The sequence below is a fragment of the Streptosporangium sp. NPDC020072 genome, from assembly GCF_040631445.1.
In the GTDB taxonomy this organism is placed as follows: domain Bacteria; phylum Actinomycetota; class Actinomycetes; order Streptosporangiales; family Streptosporangiaceae; genus Streptosporangium.
On sequence record NZ_JBEYAB010000025.1, the window covers coordinates 24,247 to 50,824 of the forward strand.

Genomic DNA, 26,578 nt, shown 5'->3' on the forward strand with positions numbered 1-26,578 from the left:
AGAGGTGTTATCGGGCGGACGCCTCCGTGACGACGGTGTAGACGCCCTCAAGGTTGGTCATCCTGACCAGTTCCTCCTGGTCGATGCTGACCTTGAGGGTGCGCTCAAGGGCCGCGAGGATCTCGATGGCCCGCAGGGAGTCCGCGCCGTGGTCCTCGCTGAACAGGCTGGTTTCGGTGACCTCGTCCGGGTCGATCTCGAGGATCTCGCAAATGAGGCTCTTGATCTGGGCGCGTTGCGCAGGAGCCAGACCGGCGGGCACGTTGAGTTCGGTCATTGTTCCTCCATTAATGGCATGAGCTCGCCGCCGCGGGCACATCGAACCGGTTAAGTGGAAGAAATATTCTGCGGACCGCTATACTTTTCCTATACAACCTCGGCTGCGGGAAATCATCGAGAATGCCGTCACGCGTCCAGGGCCACTGGAACACACCCCGGGTCGTCAGGCCGCCCGTCCGCTCAGCGGTCGCGGTACTCCCTGATCAGTTCGAGCAGCGCCGGGCCGGTCGGGCGCCTGCCCGGCCTCAGGTCGCAGGTGACGGCCTTGCCCTCCTGGATGTAGACGTTCGGGTCGAGCACGAGGGGCAGCAGGTCGTTGGCGGCGTCGCCGGTCACCAGCCCGCCCCCGCCCCATCCCCAGTGGTACGGCAGGCCGACCTGGTGGACCGTACGGCCCTGCAACCGCAGCGGCCGGACGCGTCGGGTGACCAGGACCCGGGCCTCGATCGCGGTGCGGGTCGTCACGATCGTCGCCCAGCCGCCGTTGACCAGACCGGTCAGTTCGGCCAGTTCCGGTGAGACCTCGCAGAACAGCGCCGGCTGCAACTCGGCCAGGTAGGGCAGCGGCCTGCTCATGGCGCCCGCCGTGTGGTGCTCGGTCAGCCGGTAGGTCGTCAGGACGTAGGGGAAACGTGGTGACTCAGGCGGGTTGTACGGGCTCTCCGGGCGGTCGTAGACGCGGCGGGCGGGGTTGGCCCGCCGGCCGTACAGGGGGTTGGGCAGCGGTGACTCGTGCGGCTCGTAGTGGGTGGGCAGCGGCCCGTCGGCCAGGCCGGCGGGGGCGAACAGCCAGCCCTTGCCGTCGGCCTGCATGATGAACGGGTCGGTCCCGGCCAGGGCGTCCTCGGCCTGCGCTCCCTGCGGCGGCAGGTAGCCGGGCGGCTTGGCCGGCTCGAAGTCGGGCACGTCGTGGCCGGTCCACTCGCCCTTTTCGGCGTCCCACCAGACGTAGGCCTTGCGTTCGCTCCACGGGCGGCCCTCGGGGTCGGCGGAGGCCCGGTTGTAGAGCACGCGCCGGTTGGCGGGCCAGGCCCAGCCCCACTCGGGCGCCACCCAGCTCTGCTCGTCGCCCGGTCTGCGCCGGGCGGCCTGGTTGACCTCGTCGGCGTAGACGCCGCAGTAGATCCAGCAGCCGCACCGGGTCGAGCCGTCCGCCTTGAGTTCGGTGTAGGCAGACAGCGTCCGCCCGTCGGGGCCGGTGCCGTTGATCTCCCGCAGCACGGCGGGCGCGGACGGCTCGGCGCGCTCGCCCTCCTCCGGGTAGTCCCAGGTCAGCTCGCGCAGCGGGCGGTCGATCTCGTCGCCGGTCAGCGCGGCCTTGATCCGCTTGCCGAGGTGGTAGTAGAACCACAGCTCGCTGCGGCAGTCCCCCGGCGCGTCGAGTGCCTTGTGCCGCCACTGCAGCAGCCGCTGGGTGTTGGTGAAGGTGCCCTCCTTCTCGACGTGGCTGGCGGCGGGCAGGAAGAACACCTCGGTCGCGATGTCCTCGGTGCGCATCTCCCCGGTGGCCAGTTCCGGGCCGTCCTTCCAGAACGTGGCGGTCTCGACGAGGGTCAGGTCCCGCACGACCAGCCAGTCGAGGTTGGCCAGCCCGAGCCGCTGCGCCCTGCCCCCCGAGGAACCGATGGCCGGGTTCTCCCCCACCACGAAGTAGCCCTTGACGGTACCGTCGATCTGCCCCATCACGGTCGTGTAGTGGCCGTGGTCGCCGGTCAGGCGGGGCAGGTAATCGAAGCAGAAGTCGTTGTCCGGGGTGGCGTGCTCCCCCCACCACGCCTTGAGCAGGCTCACCATGTAGGAGCGTTTCCTGCCCCAGAAGCCCGTCTCCGCTCCGGCCCCCCGCAGGTAGTCGTCGAGGGTGTCGTGCCCGTGGGCGTTCGGCATCGGCAGGTAGCCGGGCAGGATGTTGAACAGCGTCGGGATGTCCGTCGAACCCTGGATGCTCGCGTGGCCGCGCAGAGCCATGATGCCGCCGCCCGGCCGTCCCATGTTGCCCAGCAGCAGCTGCAGGATCGAGGCGGTGCGGATGTACTGCGCGCCCACGGTGTGCTGGGTCCAGCCGACCGCGTACACCCAGGCGGTGGTGCGTTCCCTGCCGGAGTTCTCGGTGATCGCCCCGGCCAGTTCGGCGAAGTCCTCCCTGGAGACGCCGCAGACCTGTTCGACCAGCTCCGGGGTGTAGCGGGCGAAGTGACGCCGGAGGATCTGGTAGACGCAGCGCGGGTGGCGCAGCGTCGGATCGGCGGGCGGCCTGGCCTGTTCCCGCGCGCCGCCGGAGCCGTACTGGTCGGGACCGGCCACCTCCGCGTGGTAGGCCCCGCCTTCGAGCTGCTCGCCGCGCAGCCCGGCGGCGGGTTCCTCCTCGGTTCCCTCGTAGGACCAGCTCGACGGGTCGTACTTACGGCTGTCGGGGTCGAAGCCGGAGAACAGCCCGTCGAGGTCCTCGGTGTCCCTGAAGTCCTCGGAGACGATCGCCGAGGCGTTGGTGTAGGCCAGCACGTACTCGCGGAAGTCCAGCTCGTTGACCAGCACGTGGTTGATCAGCGCGCCGAGCAGCACGATGTCGGCGCCCGCGCGGATCGGCAGGTGCCGGTCGGCCAGCGCGCTGGTGCGGGTGAAGCGCGGATCGACGTGGAACACCTTCGCGCCCCGCGCCTTGGCCTCGACCACCCACTGGAACCCGACCGGATGGCACTCGGCCATGTTCGAGCCCTGGATGACGATGCAGTCGGCGTTGACGAGGTCCTGCTGGAAATTCGTCGCGCCGCCGCGCCCGAAGCTGGTCCCCAGACCGGGGACGGTCGAGGAGTGTCAAATACGGGCCTGGTTCTCGACCTGGATCGCGCCGAGGGCGGTGTAGAGCTTCTTCATCAGGTAGTTCTCTTCGTTGTCCAGCGTCGCCCCGCCCAGGCTGGCGATGCCCATGGTGCGCCGGACCGTCCTGCCCTCCTCCTGCTGCTGCCAGGTCTCCCGGCGGGTACGGAGCACCCGCTCGGCGATCATGTCCATCGCGGTTTCGAGGTCGAGCGGCTCCCATTCGGTGCCGTGGGGGCGCCGGTAGAGTACGTGCCGCTGCCTGCCGGGGTGGGTGACGAGCTGTTTGCTCGCCGAGCCCTTCGGGCAGAGTCTGCCGCGGGAGATGGGCGAGTCGGGGTCGCCCTCGATCTGGGTGACGCGGCCGTCCTTGACGTAGATGAGCTGGCCGCATCCGACCGCGCAGTAGGGGCAGACGGACCTGGTGACGCTGTCGGCCAGCTCGGTCCTGGGGCGCAGCGCGTCGGTGCGCGCCGAACGGGCGGCGCGCGACCTGCCGTCTTCTCCCCTGAGCTGCCGGACAACCGGCCAGCGGGAGATCCATCCCCCCTGTGCCACGTGGCGGTCCTACCCGCCGATACGGTCACTAACCGCCATAACGGCCATCATGTCAGCGACGCCGTACCCCGTGGACGACCCGGCCGGGCTCGCCGCTGCCGCCGAACTCCCACGGCAGCCGCAACGTCCACAGCACCCGGTCGGCGTCGGCCTCCTCGACCGGCATGATCATCTGGGTTCCGCTGAGCCTGCCGCGCAACGCCCTGTCGTACGGCCTGCCGTCCAGGACGTCGGCCTTGCCGCCCGCGGCCCTGACCGCGTCGAGCACCAGGGCGCGGGAGCGCCGGTACCGTTCGGCCCACCAGCTGTCCGGCACGGGCAGCGGCAGCGGGAAGAACGAGGAGACGACCTCGTCGACCCAGGCCAGGTATCTGATCTCCAGGTCGCTGCCCGGCTGCAGCTCGTCGAGCTCCCGCAGCCTGGTCCACGCCCGCTCCCGGTACTGACGCCGGGTCTCGGCGTCCAGCCTGATCGGGGCCTGGGCGTCGCGCGCCATCTCGTCGAGACCGTGGTAGACGCCCGGGTCGAGCTCGGCGACGGCGAACATCTCCACCAGGATGTCGTACATCCTCTCGGTCCTCGCCGAACGCCAGTGGTCGCCGCCGGGCCCCTTGGGATCACCGAGCCCGGGGAAGCCGATCGCCGGCAGCGCCGGGACGACGGCCTCGCCCGGCTCACCGCCGAAGGTCCGCGCGAAGTGCTCGCGCTGGAACCTGGCGATGGCCTCGGGCAGCCGCAGGCAGGCCACGTGCAGGCCGATCCACAGCTCCTCGGCCGTCTCCGGGGCCTCGTCGGGTTCGCCCAGGTAGACGACGCTGTCCTGGTAGAGGCGGTCGTACTCGTCGCGCAGCCGTACGGTCAGGTCGCCGGGCCCCCTCCTGCCCGTCTCCTCGACGGGCGCCGCGACGGGGGCCGTGGGTTCCACGGACTCCACGGGCTCGGCCGGCTCCACAGCGGCCGGGGGTTCCCTGCGGGACTCCTGGTGCGGGGCGGGGTGCGTCAGGCCGAGCAGCACGCCGACCAGGCCGAGCACCAGGTCGCCGTCCGCCTCCTCCCGCTGCCGGGGGCCGTCCCTGTGCAGCAGGATGATCAGCTGCCCGGCCAGGTCGCCGAGCGCGCTCCACAGCGGCACCCGCAGCGGGCTGGCCGCGTCGTCCAGTTCGGCCTGCACCGCCCAGTGCACCTGCCTGCCCGGCACCCGGCAGACGGTGCGCAGCCGGCCGATCAGGTCCTGTCCCCGCAGGTAGAGGTCGGTCGGCACCTGCGCGGCCCGCTGGTCGAGGTGGGTGTCCAGGCGGGTGACGACGTCGCGCAGCAGGTCACGCAACGGCCCGGCGAACGGCGCCGGCCGCCCGTCCAGGCCGAGCAGGGGTTCGAGCAGATCGTCGAGCGTTCGCATGGAGTCGTCCTGTCGAAGGTCAGTGGTCACCGGTGAAGGGCTCCCACTCCGGTTTGCCGAACGGTTCCCCCGGCTCCATCGGGGAGGTGAACACCGCGCCGGGGTAGTCGGCCAGGTCGGTGAGACTGCGGGCGGCCAGGTAGCGGGGGTACCCGACGTGGATCCGCAGCCTCCCCAGATGGTCGAGGGTGACGTGGTAGCGCACGTGCGCGTCCCTGCGGGGCGCGGACATCCGGAACAGCGGGGAGAGGTTGCCGCGCCCGTCCACCCAGAGGAACTCCCAGGTCGCCGCGCCGTACGCCTGGGCGGGCGGGGGCAGCCAGGCCGGGGAGATCGCCCCGCTGAACACCCGGCCGTCGCCTCCGCTCTCCAGCAGGTAGGAGCGCAGGTGCCGCCGGGTCTCCTCGCCCGGCGCCAGGATCGGGAACAGCTCGACGGTCGCCCTGTCGTCGAGCGCGTCCGGGGTCCTCCTGACGTGGATGGCGGCGGGCAGCCCCGTGGCCTCCAGCGGGACGCCCCGGCGTCCGCCGTTCAGCGCCGTCGCGACCTCGCCGTGGTCGCCGTCGACGAGGTAGACGGGGTTTCCGCCGTGGCACAGGTGGATGACCGGTTCCAGCTCCTGGTTGATCTCGATCTGGAAGCGGATCCTGCCCCAGTCGACGTTGGCCCTGGTGAGCCTGTCCTGCCTGCTGTCGAAGGTGAACCTGCCCCACTCGATGGACTCGCCCCGGTCGCCGCCCAGCTCGCGGTGGATGTGGATGTCCTCCTTCATCGGGCGCCAGGCCGTACGGACCGACAGTCTGCCGGTGCGGTCGGCGACGTCGAGCTGGTCGCCCGCGTTGAGCAGCATGCCGACCCGCGTGTCGGCGTTCTGCAGGGAGAAGTCGCACGGCAGGCTCTGGAACAGGTTGTCCACGGCGATGCCGACGACGTTCTGGCCCGCCCGCAGCCGTTCGCGGCCGTCCACGTGGCGTTCGGCCTCACCCGAGGGTCCGCCCGTGTCCTCGCTCTCGATGTCGGCGTAGCGGCTGAAGCTGTGCGCCCAGCACGCGCCGATCGAGGTGGCCTGCTTGGCGTAGCGGCGCTCGACGACCAGGCGGGGAACCGGGACGGCGTCCGTCCCGTCCGTGGCGTTCAGGGTCAGCTCGCGCAGCCGTCTGGCCACGATGCGTTCGACCAGGGGCATGGTGCTGGTCTTGCCGGACAACGCGACGATGTCGATGGGCTCCTCGGGCTCCCGGCGGCGCTGCGCGCTGAAGGTGGTGAGCGCGATGTCGACGGCCGCGGTGATCACGGGTGTCGCCAGGTGCTCGAACTGCTCGGGCAGCAGGGTGACCACGGTGTGCCCGAGCCGTTCGACCAGCGCCGCGGGCGGCCTCGACCGGGCGTCGACGTTGTTGAGCACCTCCTGCAGCTTGTTCTTCGGCAGGGTGTACTCCCGGCCCGCGCCCAGCAGCCGTTTGGCCTGTTCGGCCTCCTGCCACAGCCGGAAGAACGCCCGCCCCGGCGCGGCGCGCCCGCCCGCCGCCAGCGCCGGGCTGTGCGTCGGCAGCAGCTCCCGCAACGCCGTCCAGACCCGCTCGGGTCTCGGCCCCGGATCGGGGTTGGCGATGAAGGCCGGGGCGATGGGGCGCGGCACACCGTCGGCGCCGACGTGGGAGGACGGCCAGTGCCCCAGCCACGCCTCCTCCTCGGCGCTCCCGGCGGCGGTGTCCCCGCCGCTGCGGGTGGTCAGGGCCATCAGGGCGTCGGCGATCTCCGCCTTCAGCCAGTGGAACACCCGCAGGGTCAGCAGGTCGCCGCCGAGCTGCGGGTGCCCGGTCGAGCCACGCACCTCGGGGCGGATCACGTAGTGGCGGCCGAAGAACTCCTCGGGGACGTCCTCGGCGGGCACCTGCCGGTCGAGCAGGTGCAGCGCGAACAGCGCGACGTCCGTCGTGCCCCCGCCGATGTCGATGACCAGCATGTTCTGCCGCCAGGCGGGGCGCCCCGGCCGTACCCGCCGTGACCTGGCACGGAACGGTTCGACACCGGTGTCGGACTCACCGCCGAAGTCGCGCATCACGAAGAACAGCGCGGCGGCGACGGCCTCGTCGAACGTCGTGGTCACCCTGGCCATCCTGAGACTGGACTGCGCCAGTTTCTCCAGCGCGCGACGCCCCGACGGCGGAAGTGTGGTCGGGTAGGTCAGCACGAGGTGGTTCAGCCCGCGGATGCCCCACTCCGCGGAACGTTTCTCGTTACCGTACTCGATGGTCTTGTCGACCAGGTCGTTGTAGGCGTGCATCAGCAACGTGTCCGTCGTCACCGGAGCCCCGCCCTCGCTGCGCAGTTCGGGCAGCTCACGGGGCCGGGAGAAGGCGCGCTTCAGCCCCGGGTAGGCGCGTGTCACCCGGTCGGCCCGGTCGCCGAGCACCGCCCGCAGCGGGGAGCCCTCAAGCACCTTGATCTCGCTGGAGATCTCCGGCGAGTCACCGTCGAAGACGACCTGGTGCAGGTACAGCGAGCCGAGCGCGGGCGTGCCGAAGGCGTCGGCGTAGCAGCCGTCGAGGCTCATGGCGTAGGCCGTGCCCAGTTTCTCGTCCATCCGGGAGATCGCCACGTCGAGCTCCTTACAGAGCACGTCCCGGTAGCGGACCTTCGGCACCGGCAGGTGCTGGAAGCCCGGCTGGAGCACCTCAAGGCCCTCCCTGGTGACGGTGACCCGGACGGAGTCGCCGGTGCCCGACAGGCCGAGCAGCGAGTTCAGCCGGGTGGTCAGGCCGCGCACGATGTCCTCGCGCGCCTGCGCCCAGTCGGCCTCGTGCGTCCCGGCGGGGCCGTCGAGCAGCAGCCGGTCGAACCCGGCGAGCAGCACCTCGAACTGCTGCTCGTCCATCTCGACGCGTTTGCCGCCCGTCCTGTCGTACAGCGTGACGGTCGAGGAGGAGGTGCCGAAGTCGACCGCCGCGTGCCCGAAGAAGCTCACGTGCCGCCGGGGCTCACCGATCGGGGCGACCCGCCGGGTGGCGTCCCGGTTGACGCCGCTCCTGGAGGGACGCGCCCCCGGCGGCATCAGCCGCAGTTCGAGCGTGAACTCCCTGGGCGCCGATCCCGCCTCGCCGATCCACCAGGCGATCCTGACGGTCCGCTCACCGCCGAGCCCGAGGTCGGCGGCCGGGACGGCGGGCCCCTGGACGAGCAGGTAGCGTCCCGGCATCGGGCGCGGGCGCCAGCCGGGAAGCGTGTACAGCTCGGCGATCCGCGCGGCCAGTTCGTCGCCCGGTGGCTGCGGCCCCGGCCCGTGGACGTCCACGGCGTTCGCCACCCCGTCCGGTTCGGCGAACACGTCGGGCAGGCGGTACTCCCCGTTCACCTCGAAGATCGTGAACACACCGGCTGAGGTCTCGTCGTCCCCCTCGCCGTCGTTGGGTCCCGCGAACAGCAGGCGCACGGTCATCGGGCGTTACCTCCGGGCTTTGCGTCCCATTCGTCGAGCAGGTCACGGACCGGGCCGCCCGCCGGGGCCCGTCCGCCCTCGTGCGTCCCCCGCCGGGTGAGGCGCCGCACGCTCTCCTCAGCCGGTACGGCCTCACGCAGCTCCTGCAGCTCCACGCGCAGTTCCCGGCCCAGCCGGACCGCGTCGGCCAGCAGATGACGCCGTACGTGGTGGCCGACCGCCGCGACGATGTCGCCGCGCACCCGGAAGATGTTCATCTGGTGGGTGACGATCCTGGCCCCCGCGTCCCCGGCGATGTTGCGGCGTCCGCCGTTCCAGGGCAGCGCCTGCGCGGTCCGCAGCGGGAACCGCTCGGCGATCCGTTCCCTGTCCTCGTAGGAGTCCCCATAGGAGCCTCCCTGGGGGTCCCCGTGGGAGCGGTCCCCGTTGGACGGCGGGACGGGCACCGGCAGCAGGCCCGCCGCCGCGTCGGGCAGCCAGTCCATCGAGACCAGGCTGAGCAGGTTGTGCCCGCGCGCCTGGCCGTCGTCCTCCGGGTCGAGCGCGGCCAGCAGCCGCCCGACGGACTCCGCCGTGTCCGGGGCGCGCAGCCGTTCGCGCACGTGGGCCAGTTCCCGGTGGCGCCGTTCCGCCCAGGCGGCGACGGCCTCCAGGTAGATCTCCCTGGCCTCGCCGACGGCCCTGACGCAGGTGGGCTCGAACCTGGCGAAGAGCCGTTCCGTGGTGTCGGGGGCGGTCGCGTCGGCCTCGGTCGGCATGCGCCGCGCCACGCCGAAGCCCCGGCCCCCCGCCGCCCGCCCCCCGCCGAGCGGCGGCCCGATCCGGCCGTCGTCACCGACCCGGTCCCGGTACTGCTGCCATTCCCGCCAGGTGAACACGTCGTAGGTGGCGCCCGCCCGCGCCAGGTCGAGGACCGCGGAGCCGCCGGGGACGACCTGCGTGCCGTCGGCCGCGAGGCGTTCCGGGTCGGCCAGCAGCCCCAGCGACCTGACCGTGTGGGAGGTCTCCTCCTCGATCATCCGGAACAGCGCGGTCAGCGAGCCCGTGTCACGCACCCCCGCCTGGGCGCCGCCGAGCGCCGGGCGCAGCATCCGGTCCAGCGCCCGCAGCGCCGCCAGCAGGTCGGTGGCGATCGGCACGACCGCCTCGTGCTTGAGGAACACGCCGTAGGTCCGCACGTGCCGGTCCAGCATGTCCCGCAGCCCCGCGACGCCTCCGTCCCGCCCGAACCCGCCGAACGCCGCGGTGTACGGGTGGCCCGGATCGGTCAGGACCAGGTCCGCGGCGATCCGCTTCCACCGCTCCGCCTGCGCCCCGGCGGCGCCGAGCGACGCGGTGATCTTCTCCCCCTCCTCACCGCCGGTCTCGTACGGCAGGCCCTGGGCGGCGATCGCGACGAGCGAGGAGGTGAAGGCCACCCGGTCCTCCCTGCGCCCGTTGAGCGTGGTGGCCATCCGGTGCAGGGAGGACAGGTCACGGGAGGAGGCCACCAGGTCGGCCACGCCCGCGAACGGGACGTCCGGCGGCTGCAGCAGGTCGAAGCAGTTGGCCGCGACCAGGATCGACTCGCTGAGCGCGCCCTTGCCCCTGCGGTTGCGTTCGAGCAGCGAGTAGAACTGCCGCGCGTCGTCACGCTCGGCCCGGTGCGAGGGCAGCACGATCACGATGGCGTCGATCTCGTCCAGTTCCCTGACGCTGAGGTACTCGTCGCGGACCGCGGTCGCGCCCAGCCCGGGAAGGTCGCACAGCTCCGCCGCGGTGCCGTCCCCTGGCAGCGGCCCCGCCCAGTCCCCCTGGGCCACCGAGACCTGGCAGACCACCCTGCGGATCAGGGTGAAGGTGGTCCGCAGGGTCTGGGCGGTCAGCGGGTCGCGGGGCGAGAGGGGGAAGCCCTGCGCGGTCCTGGGAAAGGCGCGCGGCAGGTCCCTGATGTCCTCGATGTCGAGCGCCTGGCGGAGCATGTCCGGCTCGACCGGCAGGGTCAGCCCCGTGTGGCCGTCGAGCACGAACTCCCCGGCGAGTCTGAGCGCGTCACGGATCCTCGTCAGTTCGAGCGTGATGCCCAGCAGCCTGGAGTTCTCCATCGCCGCCCAGTCCAGCGTGTTCTCCGCCCACCGGTTCAGGACGTCCCAGCCGTCCCTGACGGGGTTGTAGCCGCCCAGCGCGGAGACGTCCCTGCCGCCTCCGGCCCGCTGCACGGTCCTGACCAGCTCGTCCATGATGTAGCCGACCGTCTCGGCCAGCTCGTCACGGGTGAGGTACTCGATCCTGGCCGCGCGCACCCGGGTCGGCTCGCCCGGCGGGGCGGGCTCGACGCGCAGCACCGTCACGTTCCCCGTGGTGGGCGAACCGGAGACCGGCAGCAGCCCGGGGGCGCCGAGCAACGTGCCGAGCAACATGGACTTGCCCGCGCTGTACTCTCCGACGATCCCCACCGAGACGGGTTTCGCGCAGCGCTCCCTCAGTTTCACGGCCAGTCCCGCGGCCCGGTCGTGGGCCTGGCGTAAGGCCGCCGCCTGCGGGACGTCCTCCTGGCCGAGCGCGGTCATCGCCCGGTCGGCCAGCTCGCGGTAGCGGGCGATCGCCGTACGGTGGCCGGTGGCGGATGAGGAGGCCGATCCGCCCTGCCCGGCGTGGAAATCGGTCAACGAGACTCCTCAGGTTCTCAAGGAGATGGATTGCGGTCGATCCGGGTCCCCGAGACGCTCCGGCCAGGGCCGCGGATGTCCTCGCGTCCCCGGTCGTAGCTGTCCCGTGTGTTCAACCGGTCGAGGTCGTACCTCATGTCGATCTTGGCGATGTGCGAGTCGCGCAGGCGCTGCGTCTCGTAGGCCTGGCTGTAAGCCAGTTCGCGCAGCCGCCTTTCGTAGACGGTCGGGCCGCCGAAGAGCTTGACGCTGAGCGGCAGCAGGTCGAGCAGCAGGATGGTGACCCGCAGCACCCACGGCAGGGCGACGACGACGGCGCTGCCGCTGTTGTCGATGAAGTCGTGCAGGGCCTGCTCCTGGGCGACCCAGCCGACGTTCCTGCGCACGTCGGCGCGTTCGGCCTCCCGGTTCGCTCGCTCCTGGCCCTCGTAGACCTTGAACTCCCTGCTGACCGAGTCGCGGGCCAGGTCGCACCTGCCCTGGGCCGTGACGTACTCCCGCTGGGCCTTGTTGTAGTCGGCCTCCAGCTTGGTGGCGATCGGGCCGAACCCGACGGTGCCGCTGAGCCCCTCGCCCCTCCTGCCGAGCGACTCGTCCTGCTTCTTCTTCAGCGCGGCGTCGCGCACCTTCTCCTTGCTCCTGGCGGTCGCGCACAGCTCGACCCGGTCGTACTTGGCATCGAGCTGTTTGCGTTTGTCCTGGTCGGCCGCCTTGAACGTGGCGTCGAGCCGGTCGGCGCGCGCGTTCTGGTTGAAGGCGAGCTGGTCACGGACCTCGGAGTGGAAGATGAGCAGGGTCACGGCCTCGGCGATGACGAAGGAGACGCCCAGGGCGAGGACTCCACGCATCACGTAGGTCAGCCAGCCGGGCTTCCTGACCTTGCCGACCGGGTCGAGCAGACCGGTGGCGTCGGTGCCGGACAGCACCTTGCCGTAGCTCGGCTCGGCGACGATCGACCGGTCGACCCAGAAGATGAGGACGCCCCAGATGGCCGCGAACGGCAGGACGGCCAGGGAGAAGCCACCGCCGATGACCGAGGCGAAGACCGCGAACATCGTGGCGGCGACGAAGGAGACCAGGCAGACGAAGACGCCGATCGTCGAGTACCGGTACAGCTCGCTGCGGTTCGGGATGAGGGCGGGGTCGGCGCCCGCGCACCACAGGAAGGGGCGCGACAGGCGGGGGACCCGGTAGGCGGTGATGCCGGTGAAGTCGGTGTCGAGCCGGGACGGGGCACGCACCGGCGCCGGCTGCGGCGTTGTGGGCGGCGGGGACTCCCGTCGCCGTCTCAGCCCGGACAACCTCCCGGAGAGCGATCCCGACAGGCGTTCGTAGGCGGCGCCGAGTCCCCGGGGGCGTTCCTCCTCGTCCTCGTGGACGGGCTCACGCGTGCCGGGACGGTCACGGCCGGCATCGCGGTCTGCGCCGCGGATCGCGGAGAACACGTCCGTCGGGTCGTTGGCGGTCCACTCGCTGTAGTAGGAGCCCGGGCTCGGCTCCGGGGTCGTCGGGGCCTGCGCCGCGCCCGGCACCGCGTCGTCCGGCTCGCCCACGCCGGAGGCGGCCCGGCGACCTGCCGGGCTCCGGTAGGCGCGTGTCCCGTTGGGACCGCCGGGCAGGGGATGCTCAGGACCGCTCTCCCGCCCGTCCCCGTTCCCGTCCGCGGGCCCGTTCCCGTCCGCGGGCTCGACGCCGGAGTCGCCGCCGGTGAGCACGGTGCCCACCCGCACGGGCTGGGTCTCGTCTTCCTGAGAGGCCGGGGGGTTCGGGGGGCTCTGACCGTTGCGCGAGGGCGGCGACCAGGTGAAGTCGCCCCCCGGCGCGGCGTAGTCACGGAACCGGTTGTCTTCCGTCATCGGCTCAGCAGCACCTCAGGTCCGGTGTCGAATCCATCGTGGGGCCCGGTCTCGTGCTTCCCGGCGTCCGGCCCCCGGCCGTCCTCGCCGGAGGCCGCCCCTCGCCCTGCCCAGGCACCTGCCGGTCCCGGTCACCGCTCCGTGCGGCCGCCCCGGGGCCCATGCCGGAACAATGCAATATGCCCACCGATCTAATGCATATATATGAGGGTTTATAGTACGGCCCACATTTACCCCAAACGAGGGACCCCCGGGAAGAGTTCCAGGGCGTGGCCCAGAACCTTGCTCACCAAAAGCCGCAAATCACCACTTCTCCGGACTCTACCCCCAAGAGGGCCGGGACGCGCGGAGAAGCCTCACGACGCAGGTCACACCGCATGCCTGGCACTACGAAGCCGTTCAAAAAGAACGTACATCACCATAATTACCAAAAGTGGCATTACAGGATACCCGGCCGTCGCGTTCCGGGCGCGACCCCGGCGGCCTTTCTCCAATCGACAGGACCCCCTCGCTTTACAATGTAGATTTTGCGAGACCCCCATGCCCCCTGCCACGGAGCCGGGGCCGGATTAGGGCGGCCCACCGGGGGGAGGCAGGCAGAAAGAGCGCGCCGGAGCCCCGGACGCCCCTCACCTGCCATTGGAGACTGCGATGACCGAACGTGCGACGGCACCCGGCGACCTGGGCCGACGGGTGACCGGCAGACGCGAGGAGCTCGGCATGACCCGCGAACGGCTGGCCGCGCTGGCCGGGATCGACTCCGGATACCTCGGCTATCTGGAGGAGACGACCGCCTCCCCGACCGCGGAGACCGTCAGACGGCTGGCCGCCGCCCTGGACACGAGCCCGGAGGAACTGCTCGGCGGCACCGTCGACCTGCCGCCCGGCCACGGGGCTCCCGGCCCCCATGCCCGTCTCGAACCCCTGGGGACCGAGGAGTGCCTGCGGCTCATCGCCCCGGGAGGCGTCGGCAGGGTGGCCTTCGAGGAGGCGGGCGGTCCCGCGATCCTGCCGGTCAACTACGTGCTGCGCGAGGGCGCGGTGATCTTCCGTACCTCCCTGGGCGGCACCCTGGACGAGAGCCTGCGCACGGGTGTCCGGGGCGTCGAGTTCAAGATCGCGTTCGAGGTCGACCGGATCGACGACGTCAACCACGAGGGCTGGAGTGTGCTGGCCCGCGGGGGCGCCCACCACGTCACCGGCGAGGAACGGGAGGCGGCGGCCAAGTCCGGCGTCGCCCCCTGGGCGGGCGGAGAGCGCGACCTGTACATCAAGATCGTCCCAGTGGAGATCACCGGGCGGCGCATCAGGAACACCCCGTGACCCTGGGCGGGAGCCCGGCCGAGATGGACGCCTGGATCGTCTCCCGCCCTGGGCCGATGGCCACGCGCCCCCTGGAGCGGGTCCGGCTGCCCGTCCCGGAACCGGGTCCCGGTGAGGTGCTGGTCGAGGTCGAGGCGTGCGCCGTCTGCCGTACCGACCTGCATCTGGCGGAGGGGGACCTGCCCCCCAGGCGGCCGGGGACCGTACCCGGCCACGAGGTCGTCGGCCGGGTGGCCGGGCACGGCCAGGGGGCCTCCCGGCTGCCACTCGGCACCCGGGTCGGCGTGGCCTGGCTCCGCTCGACCTGCGGGCGCTGCCGCCACTGCCTCAGAGGGGCGGAGAACCTCTGCCCGTCGTCCACCTACACCGGCTGGGACGCCGACGGCGGCTACGCCGGATACCTCACCGCCCCCGAGGACTACGTCCACCCGCTGCCGCAGGGGCCGTCCGCGGAGAAACTCGCCCCGCTGCTGTGCGCCGGGATCATCGGCTACCGTGCCCTGCTCCGCAGCGACCTGCCCCCCGGCGGCAGGCTCGGCGTCTACGGTTTCGGCGCCTCGGCGCACCTGACCGCGCAACTGGCCGTGGCGCAGGGCGCGACCGTGCACGTCATGACCCGCTCGGCGCGGGCCCGCGAGCTGGCGCTGCGGCTGGGGGCCGCCTCCGCGGCCGGGGCGGCGCAGGCCCCGCCGGAGCCACTGGACGCGGCGATCCTGTTCGCACCCGCCGGAGAGCTGGTGCCGGTCGCGCTCGAAGCCCTGGACCGGGGCGGCACCCTCGCCGTCGCGGGCATCCACCTCAGCGACATCCCCGTGCTGGACTACCGGCGTCACCTGTTCCAGGAGCGGACGCTGCGCAGCGTCACCGCCAACACCCGCGCCGACGCGCGGGCCTATCTGGAGCTCGCCGCCGGACATCCCCCCGAGGTGACGACCGTCGCCTATCCCTTCGAGGCCGCCGACCGGGCGCTCGCCGACCTGGCCGCCGACCGCGTCGAGGGCGCCGCCGTACTGCTGCGCTGACCCGCCCACGCGAAACGGTCACCCGCCCTGGGGCGTGTGACCGTTCCTGGAAAAGAGGTACGGCGGGCGGCCATGCCCGCCCGCCGTACCCGGTCTTCAGTTGTGTGAACGATCAGTCAGAGACTAGATCGCCTGCCACAGGGCCGGAACGTTCGGCGGCTCCCAGCCGGGCAGGGAGGTGTGGCTCTGGAGGCAGCGGTAGCTGGCGCCGTTGTAGGTGACGACGTCACCGGCGTTGTACTGCTTCCACTCCTGCCAGGTGGTGCCGCCCGGGTCGCTGCTGACGGTCAGCGCGAAGCTGGTGCCGTGGGCGGCGGAGGCACCCGTGCCCGTGAGGGTGATGGTGTAGTTACCAGCCGGGACGCTGGAGGAGGCGGAGATGTTGACCGTGGAGGACCCACCGGCGGTGACGCTGGCCGGGCTGAAGCTCACGGTGACCCCGGAGGGGGCGCCGCTGGCGCTCAGCGCGACGTTCTGCGCGTTACCGGAGGTGACCGCGGTGGACAGCGTGGCGCTCGTCGAGCCACCGGCGTTGACCGTCGCGGAGGCCGGGTTCACCGACACCGAGAAGTCGTCCTGGCCGGGCTGGCCGGTGACGGACAGCTTGAAGGTGGTGGAGTGGCTGACCGAGCTGCCCGCACCGTTGACGGTGATGGTGTAGTTGCCCGTCGGGGTGCTCGCCGAGGTGGCGATGCTGACCGAGGACGACTGACCGGCGGTGACGCTGGCCGGGCTGAAGCTCACGGTGGTCCCGGCGGGGGCACCGGTCGCGGTCAGCGCGACGTTCTGCGCGCTACCGGCGGTGACCGCGGTGTTGACGGTCGCCGAGCCGGACGCGCCGGCCTGGACGCTCACCGTGGCCGGGTTCACCGCGATCGAGAAGTCGTTCGGGTTCTGGATGGTGCAGGTGGCCTCACCGGAGACGGCCGGAACGCTGACGGCGGTCCAGGCGGCCTTGACGGCGTTGAACTCGGTGCAGCTGTTGGGGAACTGCTGCTTGGCCGCGGCCAGCGTCGCCGAGCGAGCGCGAGCGTGGGTCAGGCTGGAGGTGGTCCGCAGCTGCAGCGAGGCCAGGTAGATCTGGCCGGCCTTCTGGATGCCGATGCCGGTCAGGCTGGACGGGCCGGCGCAGACGGGGCTGGCCGGCTTGCCGCCACCGGGGTTGGTGCCCTCAGCCAGCAGGTAGAACCAGTGGTTCTGCGGGCCGGCCGCGGCGTGCACCTCGGTGTTCGGGATCCGCGAGCTGTAGCAGTCCGGGTCACCGTTGGTGCTCGGCTTGTACATGTAGCGGATCGGCCCCTGGCCGACGAGGTTGACTTCCTCACCGACGGTGTAGTCACCGGGGTCGTTGGGGTTGTTGGCGTAGTGCTCGAGCAGGGCGCCGAAGATGTCACCGGTGGACTCGTTGAGGCCGCCGTCCTCGTTGCCGCCGCCGCCACCGCCGCCGGAACCGGCGAACTGGTAGATGGCGTGACCGTACTCGTGGCCGACGACGTCCATCGGGGTCGCCTGCTGGGTGTTGGCCTGGTTGTGGCCGAAGTTGGTGTAGGAGCCGTTCCAGAACGCGTTGACCTGGTTCAGGCCGACCCGCGCCGGGAAGCCACCACCACGGCCGTTGAAGCCGTTGTAGTTGAACCAGTCCTTGAGCATGTCCCATTCCTTCTGCGCGGCCCAGTAGGCGTCCACGCAGGCGGTCTCAAGGTTGGTTCCCTGGCCGTTGCCCCAGCTGTCGGTGCTCTTGGTGTACGGCGTGCCGCCCTGGCCACCACACGCCAGACCGCTGCGGGTGTTGTCCCGCATCGTGTAGGAGGGGGTGGTGGCGATGGTGACCTGGCCGTTGTAGAAACCGTTACCGGTTCCCATCTTGACCGCGTCCCAGTTGCTCAGGATCGAGCCGTTCAGCGCGTCGACGTAGACGTGCTGGACGCTCGGGGCGGTCTTGGAGCTGCCGCTGACGACGACTTCCCAGGCCAGGCGGGGAGCGCCCGTCTCAGCCAGGGCGTGCACGACCAGCTTGGGCGTGGTGACGCTTTCGACCTTGGCCACCAGGGTGCGCGCCTTGTTCGCGGCCTTGCGCGCCGAGAGCGAGGGCTTGACGTCCAGGTTCAGCTCGGTCTTCTGCGCGGTCTCAAGGGTCGAGACCGTCAGGCCCGCGCCGTCGGTGGCGACGACGACGCCACCGCCGTAGACCGGCAGCCCCTTGTAGGTGCGGTTGTAGGCGAGGTACTGCGCACCGCCGACCGAGGTCGCCTTCTCCAGGGTGAAGACATCGTCCTCACTCTTGGCGAGGCTCTTCTCCTGGGCGGCGATGGCCTTGCCCGCGAGGGCGATGGCGTTCTTCTGCCCCTGGGGGGTCGGCTTGGTGAAGCCGGGTGCCTCCGCCGTTATAGTGCGGGCCGCGGTGTTCGCCGGTGCCGCGGTGGCGCTCGTGGCGCTCACGATCGACGTAGTGGTCATGGCTGCGGCCGCCAGCATGGCCACCGCGCCCAGTTTGACCTTGGGATTCACGCGGGGTGACTCCTCTCGGTGTCCCTTGGGGGGTTAGAGGGATGCAAGGAGCCCTGACAGTTGGGCTGGACCAAAGCTGACACCGAGGAGGTATGGCGGAGTACCCCACGAATTTCCATAACTTCGCGATATAGAACGACGGGGCATTGAAACATGGCTGATGGGGTCGGACGCCCCGTCCGATTCCGGTCGTCACCGGCGGGCCATCTCATTACGCCATACCTTCTTGAGCATCCTGCCGCGGCAGACACCCTCACGCGCAGGCCGCCCTGGGACATGCCCGGGAGGAGAGGACCAACCCTCCCGTTTTTCACCACTAAAGTAGCAGGAAATGCGCTTTATCCCATAATATGGGAACAAAACCACGCAAAGCAGGCGATAAGTCCGGACCTCAACCCGGTGACATGCGGATATTTCCTATATCGTGGGAATATGGAGAAGAGCGGGGTCCCGTCCGGCACGCAGGCCGTACAGCGGGCCATGAGCGTGCTGGCCTGCTTCAGGGACGGAGGTCCCACGCTGAGTGCCTCCGACCTCGCCCGCAGGACAAGACTGTCCACCTCGACCGCGCACCGGCTGGCCCGCGCGCTCGTGTCGACCGGCTTCCTCGAACAGGACGCGCGGACCTCCAGGTACCGTCTCGGCCCCTCGATGACGGAGCTCGGCCGTCTCTCCTTCCACCAGCGGGGTCTGCACCGGGTCGCGCCGGAGCTCGGCCAGCTCGCCCACGCCACCTCCGCCACCGTCGACCTGGCGATCCGCAACGGCCCCCACGCCGTGATCCTGATCGGCGGCTCGGTCGACCCGGATGACGGAACGGGCCTGCGCAGGCCGCTGCACTCGACCGCGCTCGGGAAGGTTCTGCTCGCCTGGGCCCCGCCGGGAGAGGACGACATCGCCGCGCTCGGCCCGCTGCGTCCGCAGACCGAACGCACCATCGTCGACCCGGAGGAACTGCGCGCCGAGATAGAGCGGGTACGCAAGGCCGGATACGCCCTCAACGACGGCGAGTCCTCCCACGGGATCAGGACCCTCGCGGTCCCGGTCCTGGACCGGGCGGAGCAGGTCAGGTACGCGCTGGCCGTGCGCTCGACGCCGGAGGTCATCACCGACACGCGGATCGGCTGGTTCGCCATGCACGCGCGGGCCTGCGCCAGGGCGCTCGAAGTGCTCCTGCTGCCGCCGGAGGAACGCAGGATCACCGACTTCTAACCCGTTTCCGGGGAGCGGCCGGAGCCGAAAGCGCCCGCCCCGAGGAGCGCGACCTCGCCCGCCGCGCCCCCGCAGAGCCGCGTCCGTAAGGATTCGTCCCGGTCCCGAGGGGGGGTGGCCCGATCGGGCCACCCCCCCCTCGGGGCCCGGCTCACCTCCCGGCGGCCGCCCCGTCCCGGGCGCCCTCGGGAGAGAGCACGGCGTTGACGGCGGAGAGCACGGCGAGCACGGACGCGGTGAGCACCGAGGCGTCGAGTCCGACCCCCCAGCGGGTCACCCCGCCGATCCGGCACTCCGCGTAGGCGGCGGCGTGGCTGTCACGGCCCTGTCCCAGCGCGTGCTCGGCGAAGTCGAGGACGTCGATCTCGATCCCCACCTCCGCCAGGGCCCGGGTCAGGGCCGACAGCGGCCCCTGCCCCGTCCCCGTGTGCTCGGCCCGTTTCCCGCCGACGCGGAACTCCCCGGTGAAGAGGTGCGTGCCCGGCTCGGGCTCGCTCACCCGCCAGGAACCGAGGGTCACCGGTCCCCGCCGGTCGAGATACTCGGCCCGGAAGAGGTTCCACAGTCCCTCCGCGCCGATCTCGCCGCCGTCGCGGTCGGCCGCGCGCTGCACCGCCCCGGAGAACTCGATCCGCAGGCGGCGGGGCAGGTCCAGGCCGTGGGCCGTCCGCAGCACGTAGGCGACGCCGCCCTTGCCCGACTGGCTGTTGACCCGGATGACCGCCTCGTAGTCGCGGCCCACGTCCGCGGGGTCGATCGGCAGGTACGGCACGTCCCAGGGGGCCCGTTCCACGGGGACGCCCAGCTCGGCGGCCCGCCTGGCGTGATGGGCCAGCCCCTTGCCGATGGCGTCCTGGTGGGTTCCCGAGAAGGCCGTGTAGACGAGGTCCCCGCCGTACGGGTGGCGTTCGTGGACCCGGATGCGGTTGCAGTGCTCGACGGTACGGCGGACGCCGTCGATGTCGGACAGGTCGATCATCGGGTCGATCCCCTGGGCGTGGAGGTTGAGCGCCAGGGTGACCAGGTCGACGTTGCCGGTGCGCTCACCGTTGCCGAACAGGCATCCCTCGACGCGCTGCGCCCCGGCGAGCAGGGCCAGTTCCGCGCACGCGACGCCGGTGCCCCGGTCGTTGTGGGGGTGGACCGACAGGATGACGCCGTCACGGCGCGCCAGGTTGCGGTCCATGTACTCGATCTGGTCGGCGTAGACGTTGGGGGTGGCGATCTCGACGGTCGCCGGGAGGTTGTGGATCACCGGCCGGTCCGGGCAGGCGTCCCACAGCTCCGACATGGCGTTGCAGACCTCCAGCGCGTAGTCGGGTTCGGTGAGGTTGAAGACCTCGGGGGAGAACTCGAAGCGCACCGAGCCCTCCGGCATCGCGTCCGCGCCCCTGGCGACGTCCCGGCCCGCCGCCAGGATGAGGTCGCGCAGCTCGTCGCGCTCCCGGCCGAGGACGACCCGGCGCCAGGTCGGCGCGGTCGCGGTGTACATGTGCACGACCACGCGGCGCAGGCCCGCGACGGACTCGTAGGTCCGCCGGATCAGGTCGGCGCGGGCGGCCGTGAAGACGACCACGGTGACGTCGTCGGGCACCAGGTCCTCCTCGGCCAGGTGGCGGACGAAGTCGAAGTCCGTCTGGCTGGCGGAGGGGTAGCCGACCTCTATCTCCTTGAACCCCATGGCGAGGAAGAGGTCGAACATGCGGCGCTTGCGGGCGGGGTCCATCGGCTCGGCGAGGGCCTGGTTGCCGTCGCGCAGGTCGACCGGCACCCACAGGGGGGCGTGCTCGATCCGGCGAAGAGGCCAGGCGCGTTCGACCGGCGGCAGCGGGACGCGCTTGTGCGCCGGACGGTAACGGAAGGAGGGCATCGCGCTGGGGCGCTGGGTGTTCCAGATCACGGGGGTTTCCTTTGGGCCGTCGTGGTGACCGGCGGCACAGCGGCACTCCGCGACGGGGTGCCGGTCAGGTCAGGCCCCGCCGCGGCGGCCGAGAAGGAGAGCACGCGGTGTCATGCCGGGTAGACTAACCCCGAAACAACTCCTCAGACAACCTGAGAGGTTTGGACAGGTGACACTGAATCCCCTGACCCGCAGCCCGCTGGCCGACCAGGCGGCGCGGACGCTGCGCGAACAGGTCGCCTCGGGGCGCTGGCCGGTCGGCACCAGGCTCCCCGGAGAGAACGAGCTGGCCAAACAGCTCGGCGTCGGCCGCTCGACCGTGCGTGAGGCCATCCGCGCGCTGGCCGGGGCCGGGATGCTGCAGACCCGGCAGGGGTCCGGGGTGTTCGTCGTCGCCGTCCGGCCGGTCGAGGATCTGCGGACCACACTGCGCCGCGCCTCGGCCGTCCACCTCTTCGAGGTCCGCGCGCTGCTGGAGGTCGAGGCGGCGGGGCTGGCCGCGCTGCGCAGGGACGACGACGACCTCACCGCCCTGGACCACGCGCTGGCCGCCCGGCACGCCGCGGCCCTCGGCGGCGACGAGGAGTTCGTCGCCGCCGACGTCGCACTGCACGCCGCGGTCGTGGCCGCCGCGCACAACCCGGTGCTGACCGAGCTGTTCTCCGCCTTCGAGCCCGCGCTGCGCGACGGCCTGGTCGACCTGGTCAGGCTGCTCCCCCTGCGCCACGACCGCCCCGACCCCGGCGCCGACAGCCACACCGCCCTGGTCGACGCCGTACGGCGAGGCGAGGCCGGACGGGCGAGCGAGATCATGCGGCAGGAGGTCGAACACAACCTGACCCTGCTGAGAAACGCGAACGACTGATCGCCAGGACGGTCCCGGTTAAGGTGTCGCGGCGAGGAGGTGCGTCGCCGTGGACGGTGAGAGGCCGGTGAGGGAGCTGCAGGAGAGAGCGGCCCGCGCCCTGCCCGTCGAGCACGTCAGACCCCTCGGAGAGTGGTCGCTGCGCCACACCCGTGGCCCCTCCTGGTGGGCGGGAACGGTGCTGCCCCACGGCGACCCCGGTCCCGGTGACCTCACACGGGGAATCGTCGAGGCGGAGGCGTTCTACGCCGGTCACCGTACGAGATCGCGCTTCCAGATCAGCCCGGCGTGTCCCGGAGACCTCGACCCCCTCCTGGCTGAGCGCGGCTACCTCAGGGTGAACGCGGTGTCGTTACAGGCCGCGCCCACCACACGGGTACTGGAGCGCCTCGGGGACGCCCCGCTTCGGATACGGCTGGACGAGCGGCCGACAGCGGAGTGGTTCCGAACCTGGCAGGCCGTGAACGGCCGGGGCGGTTCCCGTGCCGAGTGGGACATGCTCACCCGCCTGGACCTGCCGTGCGCCTACGCCTGCGCGGTGACCGGCGGCGGGGTCGTCGCGGTCGGCAGGGCTGTCGCCGACACCGGCTGGACCGGGGTGTTCGGGATGGCCACCCTCCCCGGGGCCAGGGGAAGGGGCGCGGCCCGCGGGGTACTCGCCGCGCTGGCCCGCTGGGCCGCAGAACGCGGAACGGCCCGCATGTACCTACAGGTCGAGCCGGGCAACGCCCCGGCCCTGCGACTGTACGGAAGGGCGGGCTTCGAGGAGGTGTGCGCCTACCACTACCGCGTCGCCCGCCGGGAGAAGGCGTCCGGCGTTTCCGATCCAGTAGCGGAAAAGCTTTAACGACGGCATTGGCGGCACAGGTTTTCTGACTTCTCGAATCAGCGCGGATCATGCAGTCTTTGGCCTTGCGCGTTCTTCGGTCAAGGAATTCGCATCGGCCCGGCCAAAACGCCCGGACGATCCGCCCAAAAAAGAGAAGAGACCACCGTGAATTATGGAAAAGAACCGGGGAAAAGGCACGTTTTAAAAACGGCCGCCTTCACCCTGGCCCTGATGGCCGCGCTGGCCGTGCCCTCGCCTTCGGCCGCGGCCGACGAGGAGGTCGGCTGCGGCGCCGTACTGACCTCGGACGTGACCCTCACCCGAGACCTGAACTGCGCCGGTGACGGGCTGACGATCGGCGCGGACGGCGTGACCGTCGACCTCGCGGGCCACAGCATCGCCGGAGACGGTACCGGCAGGGGTGTCGCCGTCGGCGACAGGAAGGGCGTCGCCGTACACGACGGCGTGATCAGCGGGTTCCGCCTGGGGGCCGAGGTCGTCGGCGGCGCGGCCGTCTTCTCCAGGGTGAGGTTCGCAGGCAACGCGCTGAGCGCGGACCAGGCCGCCTCCCTGACCCTGGTCGGCCCGCGTTCCGCCTGCCTGGCCGAGGGGATCGACGTGACCGGCTCCTCCGTCCTGACGATCGACCGGTGCACCGTGCACGGACGGCTCCAGGGGACGAACGGGCACGGGTGGACGGTCAAGGGCAGCGTGCTGAGCAACGGCTACCTTGAACTCGCCGAGAGCGGCTCCAACGTCTTCAGCGGCAACCTCTTCGACGGCTTCCCGGTGAACCTGACCGAGCGGAGCAACGACAACCTCTACACCGACAACGTCTTCACCAACGCCCAGGTCGGCTTCCGTGCCGAGCACTCGACCGGCGCCCCGAACAGGGTCGAGAACAACGTCTTCAAGGCCAACCGCTACGGCATGACCTTCTGGGTCAGCTTCTCCAACGTGTCGGTGAGCGGCAACAAGTTCGAGGGCAACCGGGTGGCCGGAATCCTCATCGACCCCATCCGCTTCACCGGGGTCACCCCCTACCCGGTCAGCGGGAACACCTTCGTGCACAACGGCCTGGCACCGCTCGGCGCCGTCGACAGGGACGGCGACCCCATCAAGGACGGTGTCCACGTCTCCGGCACCGAACAGGCGCCGGTCGAACTGGCCCGCAACGACGGCACGGACAACGGCGGGTTCCTCATCTGGGGACGGGCGGGCGAGGTGACCGACGGCGGAGGCAACCACGGCCCGTGCGGCCCCAGGAACGACCCCGGCCTGAACTGCTCCTGACCTCAGACCCGTTTCCAGGAGTTGCGCATCCACCGGGCCTGGTCGTCCGTACGGTCGAGGAAGGTCTGGAGGAATCCGCAGGAGACACAGGCATAGAGATCCACCTTCTCGGTGTGGAGCATCCCGAACAGAGCGGTCGGAGTCTCCAGACGGGTCGACGCGGTGTAGATCTCCTCGCCTCCGCAGGCCGCGCAGACGCCGTTTCTCATGTCTGTCATTGCCGCATGATAATGCGCGCGTGTGAGAGGAAGGGAGTGTTCTCCGGGCCCGGAGGGGGCCGTGACCATAACCTTTTGTCATTCGATTAGAGCGTGTCTTCCGTGAAACGGCCTCCGCGGGAATTTCAGCGGAGGCCTGAACACGCGGCCACGATGACGGTCGTGTGTTCACCGCCCGCTGGACGCAGGAACGCCGGCCCGGCGGCGGGTCAGAGCCTGGCGGCGAACCAGCCGACGGGCGCCAGGAGAACGGCCATGACGAGCAGGAAGGCCAGCGACGCCGTCCACGTGCCGGTCGCGTCCCGCAGCAGTCCCGCGGCCAGCGGACCGGCGGCGGCCATGAGATAACCGCAGCCCTGCACCACGCTCGACAGCCGGTCGGCGTGCGAGGGCCCGCCCGCCTTGGCTGTGATCATGGCCAGGGCCAGCGGGAACGAGGCGACGCTGAGCCCCAGCAGGAGCGCCCACGCGTACGGCGCCGCCCCCGGTGCGACCAGCAGCCCCGTGAACCCGGCGGCGCCCGCGACCCCGCAGGCCGCGGCGTACCACGCCTGGCTCCGGGAGGTACGCGCCAGGATCGACACCGTCAGGCCCGTGGGCAGGCTGACGAGCTGGACGAACGACAGCGGCAACCCCGCGTCGGCCGGGGCGGTCCCCGCCTCGGTGAGGACGCGGGGCAGCCAGGCGAGCACGACGTAGAAGACGACCGACTGCAGCCCGAAGAAGACCGCCAGCGCCGCCGTGGTCAGCCGCCGCACCGGCCGCCGACCGGCGTCCGCCTCCTGCGTGACCTGGGAGCCCGGTACGGTCACGGCGCCGCGCGGGGTGGCGCGGGCCAGAAGCGCCAGGGGCACCGCGGCGGCCAGGGCGGGCAGCGCCCACACCGCCAGGGCCGGGCGCCAGCCGTGTGTCAGGTCGTCCAGCGGTTTGGCCAGGGCGGCGGCGAGCATCGCGCCGCCGCCGATCGCGGAGGCGTACAGGCCGGTCATCGCCCCGGTCGCCGTGGGGAAGCGCCTCTTGACCACGCCGGGAAGCAGCACGTTGCCGATGGCGATGGCGATCCCGACCAGGACGGTCCCGAGGAGAAGGGCCGTGGTCGCGCCCGCGCCGCGCAGCAGGATGCCCGCCGCGAGCAGGGGCATCGTCGCCATGAGCGCCCGCTCGGCGCCGAACCTTCGGCTGAGCGCGGGGGCGAACAGGGCGAAGACCCCGAAGCACACCAGCGGCAGCGTGGTCACCAGGGAGATCGCGCCCGCGCCCAGCCCCAGCTCGGTCCCGGCCTCCCCGGCGAGCGGGGAGAACCCGGCCAGGGCGGGGCGCAGGTTCAGGGACAGCGCGACGACGGCGGTCACCGCGACCACCGTCGTCACGATCTCCGCCCGGCCCCTCCCCCGGGCCGTTCCGTGGACCCCCTCCTGAGCCGTCGTCTCCTCCACGCCGCCTGTCATGGCTCCCCTTCTCCCCCGCCGGGCTCCGGCGTTCCCGCTGATTCGCCCGGGTTGTCCGGTGCCACGATGCCAGACCGGTGACACCGGCGGAGAGGGTCAGTCCCCCCAGACGGTGCGGACCTCCTCGAAGACGCGCTGGTCGTGGGAGATCTCCACGACGTTGCCGTCCGGGTCGCGCAACGCGCAGACGTAACCGACCGGCGGGGGCAGGTCCATGGGCTCCCAGTGCAGGCAGCCCCGCCTTCTCCCCTCGGTCGCCGCGCGGTCGACGTCCTCACGTTCGGGCACCTCCATGCCGAGGTGCGCGAACGGGAACAACTGTGGCTGCCGCCTGCCCCGGTCGGCGGCGAACTCCACCAGCACGAGCACGAAGGGCGTCTCGACCTGCCCCTCGTTGGACAGCCAGGCGTTGCGTCCCTGGTCGTCCTCGTGCCGGGAGACGACGACCAGCGGGGTCATCGTGGTGTAGAACTCGATCGCCTCGTCCAGATCGCCGCTGGGCAGGGCGACGTGCGTCCAGCGTGCTCTGGTGAGTCTCTTCTCCGGCATCCGCCCCTCCTTGGACCCTCCCTCGCGCCGTACAGCCGATGTGGGTGGTCCTTCCCCGGCCACACGCCGGAACGCCTGGGGTAGGGCTCGCCTCACCCCCGCGCGGCGGAAGAGGCCGGCCTGCGCCGTGGGAGCGGCCCGCCCGTGCGCTCGTTCGGCGCGCGGACGGAATACGAGCGAGGCAGGAGCGGCGTGGCGAGCAAGCGCATCAGCCGGTGGGGACCGCGACGGGGACGATTCCGACCACCCGCTCTTTCCGCGTCCCCGTTCGCCCCCGCGGGATCCGGGAGGCCGGGCGGACGACGCCCTGACGTCTCCGGGACCCGGCGGTCCGATCCGTGAGGGAGGGCGGCCGTTCGGCCGCCCTCCCCGTTGTTCCCGTGTCGGCCCGGCGGAGAGCGACGGGAAAACGCCCGGA

17 protein-coding genes are annotated in these 26,578 nt (G+C 71.4%); 6 read left to right on the forward strand and 11 right to left on the reverse strand.

All coding sequences use genetic code 11. The annotated features are described in order from the left end of the window. Nucleotides 1–7: 7 nt before the first annotated feature. The 6 genes from ABZ470_RS40110 to ABZ470_RS40135 all read right to left on the reverse strand — a co-directional run bounded on the left by ABZ470_RS40110 (nt 8) and on the right by ABZ470_RS40135 (nt 12,993). On the reverse strand, nt 8–277 hold the full coding sequence (locus ABZ470_RS40110) for an acyl carrier protein (protein ID WP_362918316.1): 270 nt from the start codon (nt 275–277) through the stop codon (nt 8–10). A 182-nt stretch (nt 278–459) separates the two neighbouring features. Next, nucleotides 460–3,651, reverse strand: coding sequence for a formate dehydrogenase (fdh, locus tag ABZ470_RS40115; protein WP_362918318.1), 3,192 nt, complete (start codon nt 3,649–3,651; stop codon nt 460–462). A gap of 52 nt (nt 3,652–3,703) precedes the next feature. Continuing rightward, entirely contained in the window at nt 3,704–5,050 is a 1,347-nt protein-coding gene (locus ABZ470_RS40120) for a hypothetical protein (RefSeq protein ID WP_362918320.1), read from the reverse strand. A 19-nt stretch (nt 5,051–5,069) separates the two neighbouring features. Then, nucleotides 5,070–8,489 carry a hypothetical protein gene (locus ABZ470_RS40125; RefSeq protein WP_362918322.1) on the reverse strand — a complete coding sequence of 1,140 codons (3,420 nt, stop codon included), beginning with the start codon at nt 8,487–8,489 and terminating at the stop codon, nt 5,070–5,072. Beyond that, nucleotides 8,486–11,137, reverse strand: a complete 2,652-nt coding sequence (locus ABZ470_RS40130; RefSeq protein ID WP_362918324.1) for a hypothetical protein — start codon at nt 11,135–11,137, stop codon at nt 8,486–8,488. Before ABZ470_RS40130 ends, ABZ470_RS40125 begins: the two co-directional genes overlap by 4 nt. Before the next feature lie 17 nt (nt 11,138–11,154). Then, nucleotides 11,155–12,993: a DUF4407 domain-containing protein gene (locus tag ABZ470_RS40135; protein WP_362918326.1), complete on the reverse strand. Its 1,839-nt coding sequence runs from the start codon at nt 12,991–12,993 to the stop codon at nt 11,155–11,157. A 651-nt stretch (nt 12,994–13,644) separates the two neighbouring features. On the opposite strand from ABZ470_RS40135, the gene ABZ470_RS40140 reads away from it, so the two are divergent. Both ABZ470_RS40140 and ABZ470_RS40145 read left to right on the forward strand, forming a co-directional pair. Further along, nucleotides 13,645–14,316 carry a pyridoxamine 5'-phosphate oxidase family protein gene (locus ABZ470_RS40140; RefSeq protein WP_362918328.1) on the forward strand — a complete coding sequence of 224 codons (672 nt, stop codon included), beginning with the start codon at nt 13,645–13,647 and terminating at the stop codon, nt 14,314–14,316. After that, nucleotides 14,313–15,338, forward strand: coding sequence for a zinc-binding alcohol dehydrogenase family protein (locus ABZ470_RS40145; protein ID WP_362918330.1), 1,026 nt, complete (start codon nt 14,313–14,315; stop codon nt 15,336–15,338). Before ABZ470_RS40140 ends, ABZ470_RS40145 begins: the two co-directional genes overlap by 4 nt. A 123-nt stretch (nt 15,339–15,461) precedes the next feature. Here ABZ470_RS40145 and ABZ470_RS40150 read toward each other — a convergent pair whose 3' ends face one another. Continuing rightward, complete coding sequence (locus tag ABZ470_RS40150; RefSeq protein WP_362918332.1) at nt 15,462–17,846, reverse strand: M4 family metallopeptidase; 2,385 nt, start codon at nt 17,844–17,846, stop codon at nt 15,462–15,464. Nucleotides 17,847–18,278: 432 nt separating this feature from the next. Here ABZ470_RS40150 and ABZ470_RS40155 point away from each other — a divergent pair, with 432 nt between their 5' ends. Then, a complete protein-coding gene (locus tag ABZ470_RS40155) occupies nt 18,279–19,058 on the forward strand; it encodes an IclR family transcriptional regulator (RefSeq protein WP_362918334.1) in 780 nt (259 codons plus the stop codon). A 151-nt stretch (nt 19,059–19,209) separates the two neighbouring features. On the opposite strand, the gene leuA is transcribed toward ABZ470_RS40155, so the two are convergent. After that, on the reverse strand, nt 19,210–20,955 hold the full coding sequence (leuA, locus tag ABZ470_RS40160) for a 2-isopropylmalate synthase (RefSeq protein WP_362918390.1): 1,746 nt from the start codon (nt 20,953–20,955) through the stop codon (nt 19,210–19,212). 172 nt (nt 20,956–21,127) lie between these two features. Between leuA and ABZ470_RS40165 the strand changes: the two genes are divergently transcribed. From ABZ470_RS40165 to ABZ470_RS40175, 3 genes are all read left to right on the forward strand, one after another. After that, complete coding sequence (locus tag ABZ470_RS40165; RefSeq protein ID WP_362918336.1) at nt 21,128–21,823, forward strand: FCD domain-containing protein; 696 nt, start codon at nt 21,128–21,130, stop codon at nt 21,821–21,823. 49 nt (nt 21,824–21,872) lie between these two features. After that, nucleotides 21,873–22,670, forward strand: coding sequence for a GNAT family N-acetyltransferase (locus ABZ470_RS40170; RefSeq protein WP_362918338.1), 798 nt, complete (start codon nt 21,873–21,875; stop codon nt 22,668–22,670). A 213-nt stretch (nt 22,671–22,883) separates the two neighbouring features. Then, nucleotides 22,884–23,945, forward strand: a complete 1,062-nt coding sequence (locus tag ABZ470_RS40175) for a right-handed parallel beta-helix repeat-containing protein (RefSeq protein ID WP_362918340.1) — start codon at nt 22,884–22,886, stop codon at nt 23,943–23,945. A 2-nt stretch (nt 23,946–23,947) separates the two neighbouring features. On the opposite strand, the gene ABZ470_RS40180 is transcribed toward ABZ470_RS40175, so the two are convergent. The 3 genes from ABZ470_RS40180 to ABZ470_RS40190 form a co-directional block, all read right to left on the reverse strand. Further along, nucleotides 23,948–24,163, reverse strand: coding sequence for a hypothetical protein (locus ABZ470_RS40180; protein WP_362918342.1), 216 nt, complete (start codon nt 24,161–24,163; stop codon nt 23,948–23,950). 209 nt (nt 24,164–24,372) lie between these two features. Next, complete coding sequence (locus tag ABZ470_RS40185) at nt 24,373–25,611, reverse strand: MFS transporter (RefSeq protein ID WP_362918344.1); 1,239 nt, start codon at nt 25,609–25,611, stop codon at nt 24,373–24,375. Between the two features lie 96 nt (nt 25,612–25,707). Further along, nucleotides 25,708–26,160, reverse strand: a complete 453-nt coding sequence (locus ABZ470_RS40190) for a VOC family protein (RefSeq protein ID WP_352015760.1) — start codon at nt 26,158–26,160, stop codon at nt 25,708–25,710. Between the last annotated feature and the right edge of the window lie 418 nt (nt 26,161–26,578).